The sequence below is a fragment of the Rhizobacter sp. P5_C2 genome, assembly GCF_054049715.1.
Genome location: NZ_JBFULV010000015.1, coordinates 74,085 through 90,252, shown reverse-complemented (window position 1 = coordinate 90,252; position 16,168 = coordinate 74,085). Strand labels below are relative to the sequence as shown.

Annotated in this window: 14 protein-coding genes; 3 read left to right on the top strand and 11 right to left on the bottom strand. The window is 69.3% G+C overall.

What is annotated here, in order from left to right; all coding sequences use genetic code 11:
- Positions 1-316 precede the first annotated feature (316 nt).
- From ACXJLU_RS07890 to ACXJLU_RS07840, 11 genes are all read right to left on the bottom strand, one after another.
- A complete protein-coding gene (locus ACXJLU_RS07890; protein ID WP_457329885.1) occupies positions 317-1,156 on the bottom strand; it encodes an alpha/beta fold hydrolase in 840 nt (279 codons plus the stop codon).
- 8 nt (positions 1,157-1,164) lie between these two features.
- Complete coding sequence (locus tag ACXJLU_RS07885; RefSeq protein WP_457329884.1) at positions 1,165-3,342, bottom strand: 3-hydroxybutyrate oligomer hydrolase family protein; 2,178 nt, start codon at positions 3,340-3,342, stop codon at positions 1,165-1,167.
- Positions 3,339-4,391 carry a branched-chain amino acid ABC transporter permease gene (locus ACXJLU_RS07880; protein ID WP_457329889.1) on the bottom strand — a complete coding sequence of 351 codons (1,053 nt, stop codon included), beginning with the start codon at positions 4,389-4,391 and terminating at the stop codon, positions 3,339-3,341. The genes ACXJLU_RS07885 and ACXJLU_RS07880 overlap by 4 nt, the downstream gene beginning before the upstream one ends.
- A gap of 20 nt (positions 4,392-4,411) precedes the next feature.
- Entirely contained in the window at positions 4,412-5,407 is a 996-nt protein-coding gene (locus ACXJLU_RS07875; RefSeq protein WP_457329883.1) for a branched-chain amino acid ABC transporter permease, read from the bottom strand.
- The gene (locus ACXJLU_RS07870) at positions 5,404-6,132 is read right to left on the bottom strand and encodes an ABC transporter ATP-binding protein (RefSeq protein WP_457329882.1); all 729 of its coding nucleotides are present in this window, start codon (positions 6,130-6,132) and stop codon (positions 5,404-5,406) included. Before ACXJLU_RS07870 ends, ACXJLU_RS07875 begins: the two co-directional genes overlap by 4 nt.
- Positions 6,129-6,872, bottom strand: coding sequence for an ABC transporter ATP-binding protein (locus ACXJLU_RS07865; RefSeq protein WP_457329888.1), 744 nt, complete (start codon positions 6,870-6,872; stop codon positions 6,129-6,131). Before ACXJLU_RS07865 ends, ACXJLU_RS07870 begins: the two co-directional genes overlap by 4 nt.
- A gap of 15 nt (positions 6,873-6,887) precedes the next feature.
- Positions 6,888-8,327 carry an extracellular catalytic domain type 2 short-chain-length polyhydroxyalkanoate depolymerase gene (locus tag ACXJLU_RS07860; RefSeq protein WP_457329881.1) on the bottom strand — a complete coding sequence of 480 codons (1,440 nt, stop codon included), beginning with the start codon at positions 8,325-8,327 and terminating at the stop codon, positions 6,888-6,890.
- A gap of 34 nt (positions 8,328-8,361) precedes the next feature.
- Positions 8,362-9,543, bottom strand: a complete 1,182-nt coding sequence (locus ACXJLU_RS07855) for a substrate-binding domain-containing protein (protein ID WP_457329887.1) — start codon at positions 9,541-9,543, stop codon at positions 8,362-8,364.
- Between the two features lie 234 nt (positions 9,544-9,777).
- Positions 9,778-10,680 (bottom strand): transglycosylase SLT domain-containing protein, encoded by a 903-nt coding sequence (locus ACXJLU_RS07850; RefSeq protein WP_457329880.1) that lies wholly within the window; start codon positions 10,678-10,680, stop codon positions 9,778-9,780.
- Positions 10,681-10,767: 87 nt separating this feature from the next.
- Positions 10,768-11,421 carry a DUF6515 family protein gene (locus tag ACXJLU_RS07845; RefSeq protein WP_457329879.1) on the bottom strand — a complete coding sequence of 218 codons (654 nt, stop codon included), beginning with the start codon at positions 11,419-11,421 and terminating at the stop codon, positions 10,768-10,770.
- 73 nt (positions 11,422-11,494) lie between these two features.
- Positions 11,495-12,967 carry a sigma-54 interaction domain-containing protein gene (locus ACXJLU_RS07840; RefSeq protein WP_457329878.1) on the bottom strand — a complete coding sequence of 491 codons (1,473 nt, stop codon included), beginning with the start codon at positions 12,965-12,967 and terminating at the stop codon, positions 11,495-11,497.
- A gap of 134 nt (positions 12,968-13,101) precedes the next feature.
- Here ACXJLU_RS07840 and ACXJLU_RS07835 point away from each other — a divergent pair, with 134 nt between their 5' ends.
- Genes ACXJLU_RS07835 through ACXJLU_RS07825 form a run of 3 tightly spaced genes read left to right on the top strand, consistent with a single transcriptional unit; the run spans position 13,102 to position 16,159 of the window.
- The gene (locus ACXJLU_RS07835) at positions 13,102-13,806 is read left to right on the top strand and encodes a GntR family transcriptional regulator (RefSeq protein WP_056815428.1); all 705 of its coding nucleotides are present in this window, start codon (positions 13,102-13,104) and stop codon (positions 13,804-13,806) included.
- Positions 13,799-15,106 (top strand): malonyl-CoA decarboxylase, encoded by a 1,308-nt coding sequence (locus ACXJLU_RS07830; protein WP_457329877.1) that lies wholly within the window; start codon positions 13,799-13,801, stop codon positions 15,104-15,106. The genes ACXJLU_RS07835 and ACXJLU_RS07830 overlap by 8 nt, the downstream gene beginning before the upstream one ends.
- 51 nt (positions 15,107-15,157) lie before the next feature.
- The gene (locus ACXJLU_RS07825; RefSeq protein ID WP_457329876.1) at positions 15,158-16,159 is read left to right on the top strand and encodes a Bug family tripartite tricarboxylate transporter substrate binding protein; all 1,002 of its coding nucleotides are present in this window, start codon (positions 15,158-15,160) and stop codon (positions 16,157-16,159) included.
- Positions 16,160-16,168: the final 9 nt, after the last annotated feature.

Sequence of the window (16,168 nt, the reverse complement as noted above, 5' to 3'; positions counted from 1 at the left end):
GCCCTGGCGCACAACCTGATGCGCATGGCGAAGTTGAACCATGCGTTCGCGAGCTGAGCCTGAACCCCGTCTGGAGCGGGCACTGGGCGCCCTCGGATCGCCCTATGGCGACGCCGATGACATCACGCAACAGACGAGTGCGGCGCACAGGATCGCACCGTCAACCCCAGGTCCTGAACCTCACGACGCCCGCGTCCACGAGGTTCAGGCTTCAGATACGATTCCTTCACAGGTTCTCAGCCCGAACGGGTGGAGGCAGCTCGAATGGGCTCTTTGCCGTTGCCAAACTTGAGGTCGCAAATTGCGATCTCAAAAATCAGGGCGCCATCAAGAACCGCTCCACCACCGTCAGCTGCTCCGGCACGTTCAAGGCCGGCGCGTGCCCGCAGCCCGGCACCGTCACCACCTGCGCGCGCGGGCCACGGCGGCGCATCTGCTCGGCCACCTCGGGCAGCAGCAAATCAGAGTGCTCGCCGCGCAGGCACAGCACCGGCAGCGTCAGCGTGTCCCACGCATCCCACAGCCCATAGTCGTCGTCGTGGTGGGTGAACTGCATCACCATCGCCGGGTCGTAGTGCGGCGTCACGCGGCCGTCGGGCAGGCGGCGCGTCGAGGTCTCGGTCAGGCGCCGCCACTGGCCATCGCTCAGCCAGCCGTAGGGCTGGTAGATCTTGCGGAAGTACTGCTCCAGCTCTCTCACCGTCTCGAAGGCCGCCGGCCGGCCCGCATAGCCGCGGATGCGCGCGATCGCCGCCTCGGCGAGCTCCGGGCCGTTGTCGTTCAGGACAAGCTTGCGGATGCGGCCGCGCAGCGGCCCGGCCGCGGCCAGCGTTCCGATCGCACCGCCCATCGACGTGCCCAGCCAATGGAAATCGTGCAGTCCCAGCCGGTCGACCAGCGACACTGCCTGCTGCACGTAGAACGCCAGGCAGTACTCGCGCTCCGGGTCGCGGCTCCACTCGCTCAGGCCGCGGCCCAGCGTGTCCGGGCAGATCACCCGGAAGCGCTGCGACAGGTGCGCCGCCACCTCGTCCATGTCGCGGCAGGTGCGCGCGAGGCCGTGCCACGCGATCACCGTCTCGGCGCGGCCGGCGCCCCACTCGGTGTAGTGGAGTTCGCGGCCTTCGCAGGCGACGTAATGCGAGGTGAAGGCCACCGTCTCCCCTAATTCGGAACGGCGATCGACGTGCCGCTGAACCCGATCTGGTCGGCCACCAGCGGCGTCGAGCTGATCGCCGGCACGTTGCCCGCGGTGATCGCCGGTGCCATGCCCGGCGCGCCGCCGCGCGGCGTCGCGCGCACCACCTGGCTGGGCGGCAGCGCGGCGCCGGTCTTCAGGTGCACGAACATCGCGTCCATCGCCCGGTTGAAGTAGACGTGCAAGGGCACGAAGCGCGTGTCGAAGCCGGCAAACGACAGGAAGCCGTCGAAGTGCTGCGCGTTCGCCACCTCGATGTAGCCGAGCTTGCTCGCCGCCTCCACCGTCTTGTTGAATGCCACATAGGCGCGCGCGTTGTTGTTGACCGGCACCAGCGCGTCGCTGCGGCCCGCCACCACCAGCGTCGGCTTCGCGCGCAGGTTGCCGTTGACCACCACCTCGGCCATGCCGGCCTGCACCGCCGCCGCCTGCGCCGCGGTCGGGCGCGTCGACGTGGCGGTGGCCGTCAGCGCCGCGCCGGTCTCGTCGACACCGGTCACCAGCGCGCGCTGGCACAGCGCGTTGTCGAGGCCGAAGTCCTGCACGCCGGTCGACACCGAGGTCGCCACCGACCACAGCTTCGCGCCGCCGACGGAGTCGTTGTAGACCACGCTGGCCGGCGACCCGTTGGCCGTGCCGTTGCCGGTCGCGAAGCTCGGTGCCTTGCTCGTCGCAAGCGCCGCGATCGGGTTGCCACCGGCATCCACCTGCGCGAAGCTGGTGTTGCACAGGTTGTCGGTCACCGAGAAGCGACCGTACATCATCGGGTACATGGCAGACAGGATCGGCCCGTTGCCGAGCGCGTAGTGCGCGTTGTGCATCTGGTCGTTGTCGGCGGTCCAGCCGTAGGCGCGCAACTTGGCCAGTGCATCCGCCGATTGCGCCGCGGTGTCGGCGCCGCTCACCAGCCCCTTCGCCGCGAGACCGGTGCAACGCGCGGTGGCTTTCGCCGTCTGGTTGGTCGCGACGAGGTAGTTGAAGGTCGAGTTCTCGGCCATCACCGCCCCCGCGGCCAGCGCGGCGCAGGGCTGATAGATGTTGCCGAAGGTCGTGAAATCGCCCAGCTTCCTGCCGTAGCCTGTGACCGCCACGCCGCCGAACTGCACGCCGTAGCCGGTCGTGGTCGGCAGCTCGGTGACCGGCTCGCCGGCGACCACGCCGTCGATCAGGCCCGCGGTGTCGGCCTCGGCCGCGCGCAGCACCGCGGCGCCTCCATTCGACACCGAGCCGGCGATCACGATCGTGTTGGCCGCGGTGAACGGCAGCGGCGCGGCCGCATTGCCGTAGCGGTCGTTCAACGCATACAGCGCGTAGGCGGCGGCCACCAGCGTGTCGCTGCCCCAGTCCTTCTCGGCGTTCTGCTGCGAGTGCGCCTGCTTCAGCGACAAGCGGTTCGGGTACAGCGCGTTGTACGCAGCGCGCACGGTGTCGGTCACCGCGGCGGCGAACGAGCCGGTGGCACCGGCCGCGGCGCGCGTCGCGCGCGTGCCGTCGATGCGGGTCACCGTGTCGTCGGTCATGTCGTACAGGCCCATGCCCTTGCCGGCATCGGTCAGCGCGACCGCGCAGCCGTGCTTCAGGCCCCACTCGGCCGAGGTCGCGATCGCGCCATACACGCCGCGCGAGCCGGACGACGGGCCGAGCACGAGGCAGGGCGCGCTCTGGTTGAAGGTGTCGGGGATCTGCACCGCGATCGCGACCCGCTTGGTGCCGGCCGCGTTGTCCAGCACCGCGACGTACTCGCGGCCCGGGATCAGCCCTTCGCCGGTCGTCGCGAGGCCGGTCACATCGACGTTCGGGCCGTACAGCGTGCCGTAGCCACCGCCGGCGCTGATGTCGACGAGGCCGCGGTAGTTGCTGAACAGCGCATTGCGGCGCAGCTCGGCAGCCGTCGGGTTCAGCGGGTCGGCGTAGGTGGGCGCGGCCGCGCCAAGTCCGGACTTGCCGAGGCCGCCGGTCAGCAGGTCCTGCGTGGCCGCGGTGCTGCCGGCGCCGGTGGCGGTCGCGGGATAGTCCGTCACCGACTGCTGCGTGACGTTGGCGGGCAGCGCGTTGACGGGCGGCGGCGTGTCGTCGTCGCTGCAGCCGGCGAGGGCCAGCGCAGACAGTCCGAGGGCGGCGAGCGTGAGCGGGTGCAGGTTCATGTCGATGTCTCCTTCTGGGTGGGATGGTCGTGCCGGCTGGCCCTCTTCGCGCGCAGCCGCCCCACGATCCCGTTCGGGAAGTGGTAGACCGACAGCACGAAAAGAACCCCGAGCCACAACAGCCAGCGCTCGGGCGAGATCAAGGTCGACAGCAGCGGCACGCCGCCGACCAGCGGCGCCGCGAGCGCCATCAGGTTCTGCAGGTAGCTCTGCGCCAGCACGAACAGCAGGCTGCCGATGACGGCGCCGTACACCGTGCCCATGCCGCCGATCACGACGATCAGCAGCACGTCGAGCATGATCTCGAAGCTCAGCGAGGTGTCCGGCCCGTTGTAGCGCAGCCAGAGCGCGAGCAGGCAGCCGGCGAGCGTCGCGAACAGCGCCGACAGCACGTTCGACAGCGTGCGGTACACCACCGTGCGGTAGCCGATGGCCTCGGCCCGGAAGTCGTTCTCGCGGATCGCCTGCAGCACGCGGCCGAACGGCGAGTTGACGATGCGCAGCATCGCCAGCACCAGCAGCAGCGCCGCACTGAACAGCAGGTAGTAGCTGACGCGCCGGTCGCCCAGCGCCTCGGGCAAGCGGAAGCTGAGCCCGTCTTCGCCGCCGGTCCAGTCCGACAGCTGCGACGCGAGCGTCAGGAAGGCCGAGGCCACCGCCAGCGTGATCATCGCGAAGAAGATCGCCTTCACGCGCAGGCTGAACAGGCCGATCAGCAGCGACAGCACGAGCGAGACCGCGAGCGCCGCCGCGACGCCCACCGCCAGCGCGAGCCAGCCCGGCCCGAGCCGCGTGCTGGCGATCGCGATGCCGTAGGCGCCGATGCCGAAGAACATCGTGTGCGCGAAGCTGACGATGCCGGTGTAGCCGAGCAGCAGGTCGAAGCTCGCGACCAGCACGATGAAGACCATCACCTTGGCCGCGACGTTCATCGCCTGCGTGCCGGTGAACACGAAGGGTGTCAGCGCGAGACCGAGCACGATCGCGACCAGCAGCACCGCGAGCATGCGGCTGCGCGGCAGGTCGTGCGACAGCAGGCGATCGAGCAGGCCAGCTCCCAGACGAGCGCTCATCGCGAACTCACCGGATACAAGCCGCGCGGGCGCCACAGCAGCACCGCGACCATCAGCCCGATGTTCGAGAACAGTGCGACCTTCGGCCACAGGAAGCCGGTGTAGTTGGCCAGCAGCCCGACCAGCAGCGCGCCGACGAAGCAACCGAGCGTCGAGCCGAGCCCGCCGATGATGATCACGATGAAGATCAGCACGTTCAGCTGCGCGCCGATCTGCGGCACCACGCCCTGCTGGTACAGCGCCCACAGCGAGCCGCCGAGCCCGGCCAGCGCCGAGCCGGCGACGAACACGCCGACGAACAGCGTGCGCACCGGGTAGCCGAGGCTCTCGACCATCTCGCGGTCCTGCACGCCGGCGCGCACCAGCAGGCCGAGCTTGGTGCGGTTCAGCGTGTAGAGCATCGCGGCCAGCACGACGGCGCCGAGGCCGGTGGCGAGCAGCCGGAACTTCTCGACCGACGCATCGCCCAGCGCGAGCACGCCGCGCAGCGCCTGCGGCAGCGACAACGGGATCAGCGCCGGGCCCCAGATCGCCTTGATCAGCTCCTCGCCGATGATCATGCCGCCCATCGTGATCAGGATCTGCTTCAGGTGCTGGCCGTAGACCGGGCGCACCAGCACGCGCTCGAAGGCCCAGCCCACCGCGGCAGCCAGCGCCATCGCGGCCAGCATTGCCGGGAACAGCGCGGCCAGGTTGAGCCACAGGCTGTCGGCGCCGGTCCAGTCGGCCAGGCCGCCGAGCACGCTGGTCGCGATGAAGGCGCCGAACGCGATGAAGACGCCGTGGCCGAAGTTCAGCACGTCCATCAGGCCGAACACCAGCGTCAGGCCGGACGCGACGATGAAGACGATCATCCCCATCGCGAGGCCGGCGACGGTCAGCGTGAGCCAGCTCGACGACGAGCCGATCAGCGGCCACGCGGCGAGCGCCAGCAGCGGCACCAGCGCCAGCGGCACGTAGTCGAACGATGAGCGGGGCAGCGTGGCGCTCATGCGTGCGCTCCCAGTGAGAGGCCGAGCAAACGGTGCTGCAACGCGTCGTCGTCGGCCAGCTCGGCCATCGCGCCGCGGTGCACGATGCGGCCGCCGTCCATCACCGCGACGTGGTCGCCGAGCGCACGCGCCATCGCGAAGTTCTGCTCGACCAGCAGGATCGCCGTGTTCGTCGCCTTCATCTCGCGCAGCGCCGCGACCAGGTTCTGCACGATGGCCGGCGCGAGGCCCTTGCTCGGCTCGTCGATCAGCAGCAGGCGGCGCGGCTCGATCATCGCGCGCGCGATCGCGAGCATCTGCTTCTGCCCGCCCGACAGCGCGCCGGCCGGATGCAGCCAGAACGTGCGCAGCGCGGGGAACAGGCCGCACAGCCAGTCGAGGCGCTGCGTGTCGATGTCGTCCAGCGAGCGGGCGCCGCGCGCCGCGAGCAACAGGTTCTCGCGCACCGTCAGGTCGCCGAAGATGCCCATGTTCTCCGGCACGTAGGCGATGCCGCGCTGCGCGATGCGCGGCGTTCCGAGGCGCGTGATGTCGTCGTCGTTGAACGCGATGCGGCCGGCGGATGCCGTCCACAGGCCCATCACCGTGCGCAGCGTCGTCGTCTTACCGGCGCCGTTGCGGCCGAGCAGCATCGTCACCTGCCCGGCCGACACATCGAGGTCGACGCCTTGCAGGATGTGGTACGCGCCGATGTGCGTGTGCACGCCTTGCAGCGAGAGCGTCATGCCGCCAGCCCCAGGTAGGCCTGCTGCACGATCGGCGAGGCGATCACAATGTCGGGTTCGCCGTAGGCGACGAGCTGGCCGTTGTGCAGCACGACGATGCGGTCGGCGAGTTCGCGCACCACGTCCATCTTGTGCTCGACCAGCAGGATCGCGCAATCGCGGCGCGCCTTCAGCATGCGGATCAGGTCCAGCACCACCGGCACCTCGTCGACGCTCATGCCGGCGGTCGGCTCGTCGAACATGAAGACGCGTGGCTCCAGCGCCATCAGCATCGCAACCTCCAGCTTGCGCTGGTCGCCGTGCGGCAGGCTGCCGGCAAGCCGGTCTGCTTGATCGGTGAGGCGCACCTGTTCGAGCAGCGCCTGCGTGCGCTCGAGCGTGTCGCGGTGATCGCGCCACACCGACCACAGGTTCAGGCCGAGCCGAGCGCGCGATTGCACGACCAGCCGCACGTTCTCGCGCACCGGCAGGCCCGGGAACAGCTGCGTCAGCTGGAAGGCCCGGCCGATGCCGCGCTGCGTGCGCGCCGCCGGGCCGTCGGCGGTGATGTCGACGCCGTTCAGGCGCACGTGGCCGGCGCTCGCGCGCAGCTGGCCCGAGACCAGGTTGAAGTACGTCGTCTTGCCGGCGCCGTTCGGCCCGACGATCGCGGTCAGCGTGCCGGCCTCGAAGCTGCAGCTGACGCGGTCGACCGCGACGTGGCCGCCGAAGCGGATGGTGAGGTCCTGGGTCTCGAGCATCGGGGCGTCAGGCATTCAAGGACAGGTTCCGATCACGTAGTAGTTCGTGCCCGTCATCTTCAGCGTCGTCGTGACGAACAGGTTCCACAGCCCCATGTTCTGGTTCGAGCCGTTCGCCAGCGCGTAGCCGCCCTGCACGTGCGCCCGGTTGGCCGCGACGTGCGCATAGTTGCTCGCGGTGGTGCAGGTGGCGGCCGGTGGCGCGCCGGTGGTGCTGCCGGTGGCCACAGCAGACGACGTACCTTCGACGCCGCCGCCGTCGACCGCCTTCACCGTCCAGGAGTAGGTGGTGCCGGCGGCCAGCCCGGTGTCGGTGTAGCTGGTGCCCGCGACCAGGCTTGCGTTGACCTTGCTGCCGCCGCGGTACACGTTGTAGCCGCTCGCGCCGGTGACGCTGCCCCAGCTGACCACCATGCTGCTGGCGGTCGCGCCCGAGGTGCCGACGCCGGTGGGCGCCGGCAGGCCCGACGGTGCCGAGCCGCTGCCCAGCGTGGTCATCATCGCGCGCACCGCCGCCATCTGCGGGCCGGACTTCTTCGCGTAGTTCGCGTTGTCATACCCCCACCAGTCCCAGCAGCTGTTGGTGGCCTGCGTGCTGGTCTGCGGGTACAGCACGACCATGTTGTTGGTGTCGGCCCAGCGGTTGTAGCCGGTGTTGCGCACGTACTGCTGGCCGACCAGCGCGGTGTTCTGCTGGCAGCCGTGGAACACCACGTGCAGCTTGCACGCCGCGCCCGCGCTGCAGGCTTGCGGCACGTAGACCCAGCCGGTGGTGGCCATGCCGTGGCCGGAGATGAAGGCGGTCTGGTCGAACTCGGTGAACGTGCCCGACAGCGTGCCGGTGTTGCGCGGGTTCAGCGTGCCGTGCAGCTGCTTCAGGATCTCGCCGGCGAGGTCGAAATCGCAGTCGTTGATGTAAGGCGACGCGGTGGTGCCGCAGCTGCTGCCGTAGTCATCGGTGATCATCGCGTGGCCGGACGCGATGGTGTTCTTGTAGAAGAGGTTCGCCGCCGGCACGAAGCTCTGGTAGTAGGTCTTCAGGTCGTTCATCACCGCTTGCTTGACGGTGTTGTCGGAGGTGCCGGAGTAGAGGTAGACCTTCGAATTGGTGAGGTTGGCCACCGGGTCGATCAGGCCGCTCGTGGCCCAGCTGTTGGTGGTGCTGACGAGGCTGCTGACCGGGATGGTGCTCGCGTGCGTCATGCAGCGGCCGGTCGCGTTGACGATCGAGCCTTCGGCGCAATAGAACGGCCCGCCGGCGACGATGCCGGCGCCGCGCTTGAAAGTGGCGGAGTACGCGACGTGCATCTGCACCGCCATGAAGCCGCCGGACGACAGGCCGGACACGCTGACCTCGGCGGGGTCGATCTGCAGTTGGGGCAGCGGGGTGGCCTGGCAGGCCACAGCAAACACGAACGAGGCCGCAGCCCCGATCCTGGCGAACCGGTTCTTCATCGTGATGTCTCCTTGGTGGGTTGGCGGACGGTGCTCAGCGCTTGTTGCGAATGGGCACGTCCATCTCTTCGGGCTTGATCTCGCGCACCAGCTCCGGCACGCCCCAGGCGAAGGCCGGGTCGGCCTTGATGCGGAAGTGGTACATGCTCTGCATCGCCTGGTGATCCTCCTTGCGGAACACCATGCGGCCCTTCGGCGTCTCGAAGGCCATGCCTTCCATCGCGGAGATCAGCTTGTCGCTCGCGGTCGCGCCCTGCGTCTTCTTCAGCGCCTCGACGACCGCGATCGCCGCGCTCATGCCGCCCGCGGTGAAGAAATCCGGCGGCGCCTTGAACTGCTTGTAGTGGTTGGCCACCAGCCATTCGTTGACCGGGTTCTTCGGGATGCCGAAGTAGTAGTACGTGGCGCCTTCCATGCCGGGAAAGTTCTTGTACGCGGCCATCGCCGGCAGGATGTTGCCGCCGGTCGCGATCTCGATGCCGTGGCGCTTGAGATCCAGGTCGGCGATCTTGAACGGGTTGCCGGCGCCGGCCCACAGGATCCAGATGATCTTGCGGCCGGGTTGGTCCTTCAGCTTGTCGATCAGGCGCTGCGCCCCGGCGGTGAAGTCGGTGGTGCTGGTCGGCAGGTACTCGCCGTCGATCAGCTTCGCCTTCTTGATCGACTCCTTGAAGGCCTTCACGCCGTCGCGGCCGAAGGCGTAGTCCTGCGCGAGCGTCGTGATCGTGACGCCGGGCTTGTCGAGCGCGACCGCATTGGCGATGGCGTCCTGCGAGCTGTTGCGGCCGGTGCGGAAGATGTAGCGGTTCCACTTGTCGCCGGTGATCGAATCGGCCACCGCGGGCTCGACGAGCAGCACCTTCTTGTACTCCTCGGCGACCGGCAGCAGCGCCAGCGCGACGCCCGACGACGACGGGCCGACCGCGATGTCGGCCTTGTCGTCGCCATAGGCCGCCGCGAGCTGGCTCTTGCCGACGTCGGGCTTGCCCTGGTCGTCGCGCTCGATCACCGTGAGCTTGCGGCCGGCCACCGTCATCGTGCCGCCGGTCGCGTAGTCGAGCCCCATCATGAAGCCGGTCTGCGTCTGCTTGCCGTAGGCCTCGAGCGGGCCGGTCTTGCTGTAGACGTGGGCGATGCGGATGTCCTGGGTCTGCGCCTGCGCGCCGGTGGCGGCGATCAAAAGGCCGGCCAAGGCAAGGCAGGCCAGCAGCGCCATCGGGCGCTGTCGGGTCGCGGTCATGCTGTCTCCTGTTTTATTGGAATGGTGATGCGCGTGCACCTCGTACAGCGCAAGCCACGTGCCACACACGGGCCATCGTGCGCCGCGGCGTTCAAGCCCTTGAGCGGCAAGGACTTTGTGCCGGCGTCTTCGGGTTGTCCCGCAGGCCGCGCCAAGCGGGCGTGAACGGATCGCGGACAGTGCGCACTGTCCGGACAGCAGGCAGAGTGGCTAGAACTTGCGCATGACCGCGAGCTGCGGTGAGGCCTCGGTGACCGTGGTGTCGAACGGGTGCGTCAGCATGCGCGACGACTTCAGGATGCGGCTCACGTAGCCCAGCGTCTCGGCATACGGCGGCACGCCGCGGTAGCGGTTCACTGCGCCTTCGCCGGCGTTGTAGGCCGCCGCCACCAGCGTCACATCGCCGCGGTAGTAGGCGAGCAGCCAGCGGATGTAGGCCAGCCCGCCGCGGATGTTCTGCGCCGGGTCGAACGGCCGCTTCACGTTGAAGCGGGCGGCGGTCTCGGGGATCAGCTGCATCAGGCCCTGCGCGTTCTTCGGCGACAGCGCGACCACGTCGAAGTTCGACTCGACCTGGATGAACGCGAGCGCGAGCTGCGGGTCGACGCGGTACTCCGGCGCGATGGTCTTCACCAGGTCGACGATGTACTTCGGGCCGTTGCTGCGCAGCTCGGCCGCGGGTGCGGCGGCGGCGGGCGTGGCCTGCACCGCGGCGGCCACCACCGGCGCGGGCGGGCGCATGCAGTCGGGAATGTCGGTGCCGGGCTGGCCGACGCGTTCGAGCATGCGCACCGCCTGCGGCAGGCCCTGCTCGGCGGCAGCGTGGAAGAAGAACGAGGCGGTGGCGTCGTTGCGGTCGATGCCGCGGCCGTTCGCATACATCCACGCGAGGTTGTATTGCGATTCGGCGTCGCCCTGGCGGGCGGCCTGGCAGTAGAGCTGCGCGGCGCGCACCGGATCGCGCGGCACGCCTTCGCCGTTTTCGTAGGCGACGGCTTCGTCGCGCGTCAGGCGGACCAGCAGGTCATCTGACGTGGATGCATCCGGCTGCACCTGCGCCCGCACCGTGCCGGCGAGGCAGCAGAGCAACAGCAGGAGGGTGGGCAGGCGCATCGGTCGGGCGAGAGGGAGTGGAGCCGAAACTTAACGGCCCCGCTCCCTGCCCACAACCGCCCAGCCGAGGGGGTCGGGCCCCCTATGTCACCGAACCGTGTAGCCGCGCCCGTCCATGCAGGCCGCCACCGCGCGCTGGAAGACGGAGGCATCCGCCATCGCCGCCGGCTGCGTGGTGGCCCAGCGGTTGCATTCCTGGCGGTCGGCCTCGGTCTGCGCGGGACTCTGGCCGGTGCGCGGGTAGAGGATCGGATCCGGCTCGGGCTTGGGTGGCGGCGGGAGCGGTGTGGGCTGCGCGGCATCGGCGCCCGGCGGCGGCTCGACCACGGCATAGCCGCCCGGCGCGGTCGCGTAGTACGCACCGTTCGCGTAGTAGTACGGCGCGCCGCCGATGTAGAGCGTGGTGTAGGCCGGCGGCAGCAGCGGCACGACGATGCCGAACGGCGGCGCGACGACGACGTAGCGCGGGCCCTGCGGGCGGAACCAGACGCCGCCTTGGTAGAAGTAGTTGCCGCCGTGGAACCCGATGCTGATGCTGCCGCCCGGCAGCGCCGCGGCGACATACCCGCGCGACGGGTAGTAGTGGTCGTGGTGGTAGCGGTTGTCGAACTGCCAGTGCGGCGAGCGGTAGCCGGGTGGCGGGCCGCCGCGGCCGTGGCGCTCCTGGGCCTGAGCCATGCCTGCAGAAACCGCCAGCACGAGGGCCACGGTGGTGAATGCGAGTCGCTGGGTGGTGCTCATCGAAATCTCCTGGACAGCTTCATCGTGGGATGCAGGCGTGTCGCTTGGATTTCAGGTGTGCAAAGAAACGTGGCTACCCGTTCAGATGCGGCAGCTTCTCGTACAAGGTCGCCCGCGAGATCCCCAGCAGCCGCGAGGCCGCAAGCTTGTTGCCGCCGGTCGCCGCGAGCGCCTCGCGGATCGCGCGGCACTCCAGCTCGGCGATCGCCTGCGGCAGCGACTTCGGCGTCGATGCCGTCGCCGCCACCGGCAACGGTTCCACCGCCGCCTCGATCACCGGCCCCAGCCCGCTGTCCTGCGCCTCCACCTGCCTGAAATGCCGCGCCGTCAGCGTCATGTCGTCGGTCATCAGCGTCGCCTGCTCCAGCACGTTGCGCAGTTCGCGGATGTTGCCCGGCCAGCGGTGCCGCGCCAGCAGCGCCAGCGCGTCCGGCTCCAGGTTCTTGTGCGGCAGCCCGCTGCGCCGCGCGATGTCGTCGGCCAGCGCCTCGATCAGCGCCTCCAGGTCGACCATGCGCTCGCGCAGCGCCGGCAACCGGATCGGCAGCACGTTCAGCCGATAGAACAGGTCGGCGCGGAAGCGACCGTCGGCCACCATCGCCGGCAGGTCGCGGCTGGTCGCCGCGATGATGCGCACGTCCACGCGCTGCACCGTGTTGCTGCCCAGCGGCTCCACCTCCTGCTCCTGCAGCACGCGCAGCAGCTTCGACTGCAGCGCGATCGGCATGTCGCCGATCTCATCGAGGAACAGCGTGCCGCCATCGGCCAGCTTGAACTTGCCGTCGCGGCCCTTGCGGTCGGCGCCGGTGTAGGCCCCCGGCGCCACGCCGAAGAATTCGGCCTCCAGCAGGCTGTCCGGCACCGCGGCGATGTTGACGCCGACGAACGCCCGCGACGCCCGCGTGCTCGCCGCATGGATCGCATGCGCGAGCAACTCCTTGCCGGTGCCGGTCTCGCCCAGCAGCAGCACCGTGCTGTCGGTCTGCGCGACGCGCCGCGCCTGGCGCTTGACCTCCATCGCCTGCGGGCTCGCGCCGATGAAGCTCGCCACCGTGAACTTCGGGCGGCGTTGCGCGGCGAGTTGCCGGCGCGCGTCATCGAGCTCGCGCTGCAGGTGGCTGAACTTCGTGATCAGCGGCTGCATCGTCGTCTCGGGGTGGTCGAGCAGCACCATGCCCATCGCGCCGATCACCTCGCCGCGTTCGTCGCGCAGCGGCAACCGGCTCACGAGAAAGGTGCCGGCCTGGTTGGTCAGCAGGTCCACCAGCATCGGCTGGCCGCTGTCGATCACGTGCGCCATCAGCGTGTTCGGCACCACCTCCTCGACCAGCCGGCCGACGAAGTCGTCCTCTGCATGGCCGAGCGCCGGCAGGAAGCGCTTGTAGCCCTCGCTGATCCACACGATGCGGTGCTGGCGATCCACCACCAGCGTGCCCATCGCGGTGCGCGCGAGCGTGTCGAACATGCTGCGCGCCGCCAGCTTCAGCAGCGCGTCGGCATCGGCCGGCAGGGTCGGCGGCGACAGGAATTCAGGGGTGTCTGGCACGCGGACACTGTAGCGAGCAGGCCGCGCCGCGCACTCAGGGTTTGTCTTTGTCGCAGCCCCTCTTGTAATTATGAATTACTGGATTTAGAGTGACCCGAACCGCCGCGCCGTGGCGGTCCACCGGTGAACACCCCATGGTCGACCCGACACCTCTGCGCCTGGCATCGCTTCACGAAGAAGTGGCCGCTCGCCTGCGCAACATGGTGTTCGAGCGCCAGCTGGTGCCCGGGCAGTGGATCGACGAACTCGCGCTGGCCAGCAACTGGAAGATCAGCCGCACCCCGCTGCGCGAGGCGTTGAAGGTGCTGGCGGCCGAGGGCCTGGTCGAGCTGGTGCCGCGCCAGGGCTGCAAGGTGACCGAGCTGTCGGAGGACGATGCCGACGAACTGTTCCCGGTGATGGCCTTGCTCGAAGGCCGCTGCGCGTTCGAGGCGGTGCGCAAGGCGACGCCCGCCGACATCAAGCTGCTGCAGCGCCTGCATGCGGCGCTCGAGAAGCACGCCGCGGCCCGCAACATCGACGGCTACTACCGCGCGAACCATGATTTCCACAGCACGGTGCAGGCGCTGGCCGCCAACCGCTGGCTCGACCGCGCCACCACCGACCTGCGCCGCTTCGTGCGGCTGCTGCGCGGGCGCCAGCTGAACTGGCCGGGCCGCATCGAGGAATCGATCGGCGAGCACCGTCGCCTGATCGACGCCATCGAGCAGCGCGACGCCGCGCGCGCCGAGCAGCTGATGCACGACCACCTGATGGCCCAGCTCGCCGCGCTGAAGGCATTGCGCGCGCATGAAGCGGCCCAGGAAGCCACCTTGGACCAGGGACAACACCATGCTTGAAAGCCTGAAGAACGCCGCGCGCCGCGCCGGCAACGACCGCGCGTTGCGCAGCCTGATGCTCGACTGCCGCCGCCTGCTCTCCGAGCGCGGCGAGGCCAACAGCGTCGCGATCGCGAGCGGCCTGGTGGCGCGCTTCAGCAACCTGCCCGACGACCAGCAGGCCGGCTTCTTCGAGCGCCTGTCGCGCGATTTCAGCCCCGACCCGAAGGCGGTGCTGTCGGTGGCGCAGGCCTATGCCGACGAACCGTCGGCCGACAACCTGATCCGCCTGACGCACCTGGCCGAGCCGCCGCGCCAGGAGCTGCTGCGCCGCATCAACCGCACGCCCGGCGGCACCGCGCACATCGTCTCGATGCGCCGCAAGCTGCTGGCCCGCGTGAAGGCGCAGCCCGAGCTGCGCGCGCTCGAGGCCGATTTCCTGCACCTGCTGTCGTCGTGGTTCAACCCCGGCTTCCTGCAGATGCAGAAGGTCGACTGGCGCTCGCCCGCGCAGCTGCTGGAGCAGATCATCCACCACGAGGCGGTGCACGAGATCGACGGCTGGGACGACCTGCGCCGCCGCCTGCAACCCGATCGCCGCTGCTTCGCGTTCTTCCACCCGCAGTTGCCCGACGAGCCGCTGATCTTCGTCGAGGTGGCGCTGCTGCCCGAGATGCCGGGCGCGATCGCGCCGCTGATCGACAAGAACTCGCAGCCGCTGCCACCCGACCAGTTCAAGGTGGCGGCGTTCTACTCGATCAGCAACTGCCAGCCGGGGCTGAAGGGCGTGTCGCTCGGCAACTTCCTGATCAAGCGCGTGGCCGAGCAGCTGAAGCGCGAGTTGCCGCAGCTCAAGACCTTCTGCACCTTGTCGCCGATCCCCGGCTTCGCGACCTGGCTGACAAGCCGCAGCGACCTGGCCGCGCTGCCCGGCCTGAAGCGCGGCGAGGCCGAGCGCCTGGTGCAGGCGCGCGAGCTGCTCGACGAAGCCAGCGGCGGCGACCTGGCGACTCTCGCCACCGCGGCCACGTTGAACGGCCTGGCCGAGGCCGAGCGCGAGGCGCTGGCCCGCCTGTGCGCCGCCTACCTGGTGCACGTGTCGACCACGCCGGGCGGCGATGCGGTGGCGCGTTTTCACCTCGACAACGGCGCGCGGCTCGAACGGCTCAATCCTTCGGGTAACCTGTCGCGCAAAGGACTCAAGCAATCGTTCGGGATGATGGTCAATTACCTCTACGACCTGCAGAAGGTCGAGACCAGCCACGAGAAATTCACCCAGGGCGACGTGGCGCATTCGCGCGCCGTGGCCGCCCTGCTCTGACCCCGGGCCGCCCTCGGCCCCCTTGCTTCACATCAACGACCGGGAGACAACATGAGCTTCGAATCACGACGCGCGCCGACACGCCGAGACGTTCTTCGCACCGGCGCCGCGGCGGCTGCCACGCTGGCCATGCCGTTCGCCGGCGCGCAGAGCGCCTGGCCGAGCAAGCCGGTCACGATCATCGTGCCGTTCCCGGCCGGCGGCGGCACCGACGCGTTCGCGCGCCCGCTGTTCGGGCTGATGAGCAGGAACGCCGGCAAGCAGTTCCTGATCGACAACAAGGGCGGCGCGGGCGGCAACGTCGGCGCCACCGTCGCATCGCATGCGGCGGCCGACGGCTACACCTTCTTCATGGGCGCGGTGCACCACACGATCGCGCCGTCGATGTACCCGAAGCTCGACTACAACATCGAGACCGATTTCATCCCGGTCGGCCTGATCTCCAGCGTGCCGCAGGTGATCGTGGTCAACCCGCAGCGCGTGCCGGTCACCGACCTGAAGGGCCTGCTGGAGTACGCGCGCAAGAACCCGGGCAAGCTGAACTACGGCTCGGCTGGCAACGGCACCTCGCACCACCTGGCCGGCGAGCTGTTCAAGCTGCAGACCAAGACCTTCATCACGCACATCCCGTACCGCGGTGCGGGCCCGGCGCTGCAGGATTTGATCGCCGGGCAGGTCGACATGATGTTCGACGGCCTGGGCTCGTCGGCCAACCACATCAAGGGCGGGCGCATCAAGGCGCTGGCCGTCGCCTCCGAGCGGCGCGCACCCGGCTTCGCCGACGTGCCGACCACAGCCGAGGCCGGCCTGCCGAGCTACCAGGTCGCCACCTGGTACGGCCTGTGGGCGCCGAAGAACACGCCGAAGGAGATCGTCGAGTCGATGCGCGCCGAGATGAAGAAGGCGCTGACCTCCGACGACCTCGTGAAGGCCTGGAACGGCCTCGGCGCCGAAACGCCCAACCTGTACGGCGACGCCTTCGGCAAGTTCGTCAACAGCGAGATCAAGCGCTGGGCCGATGTGGTGAAGGCCTCGGGCGCAAAACTTGATTGACGAGGCAAG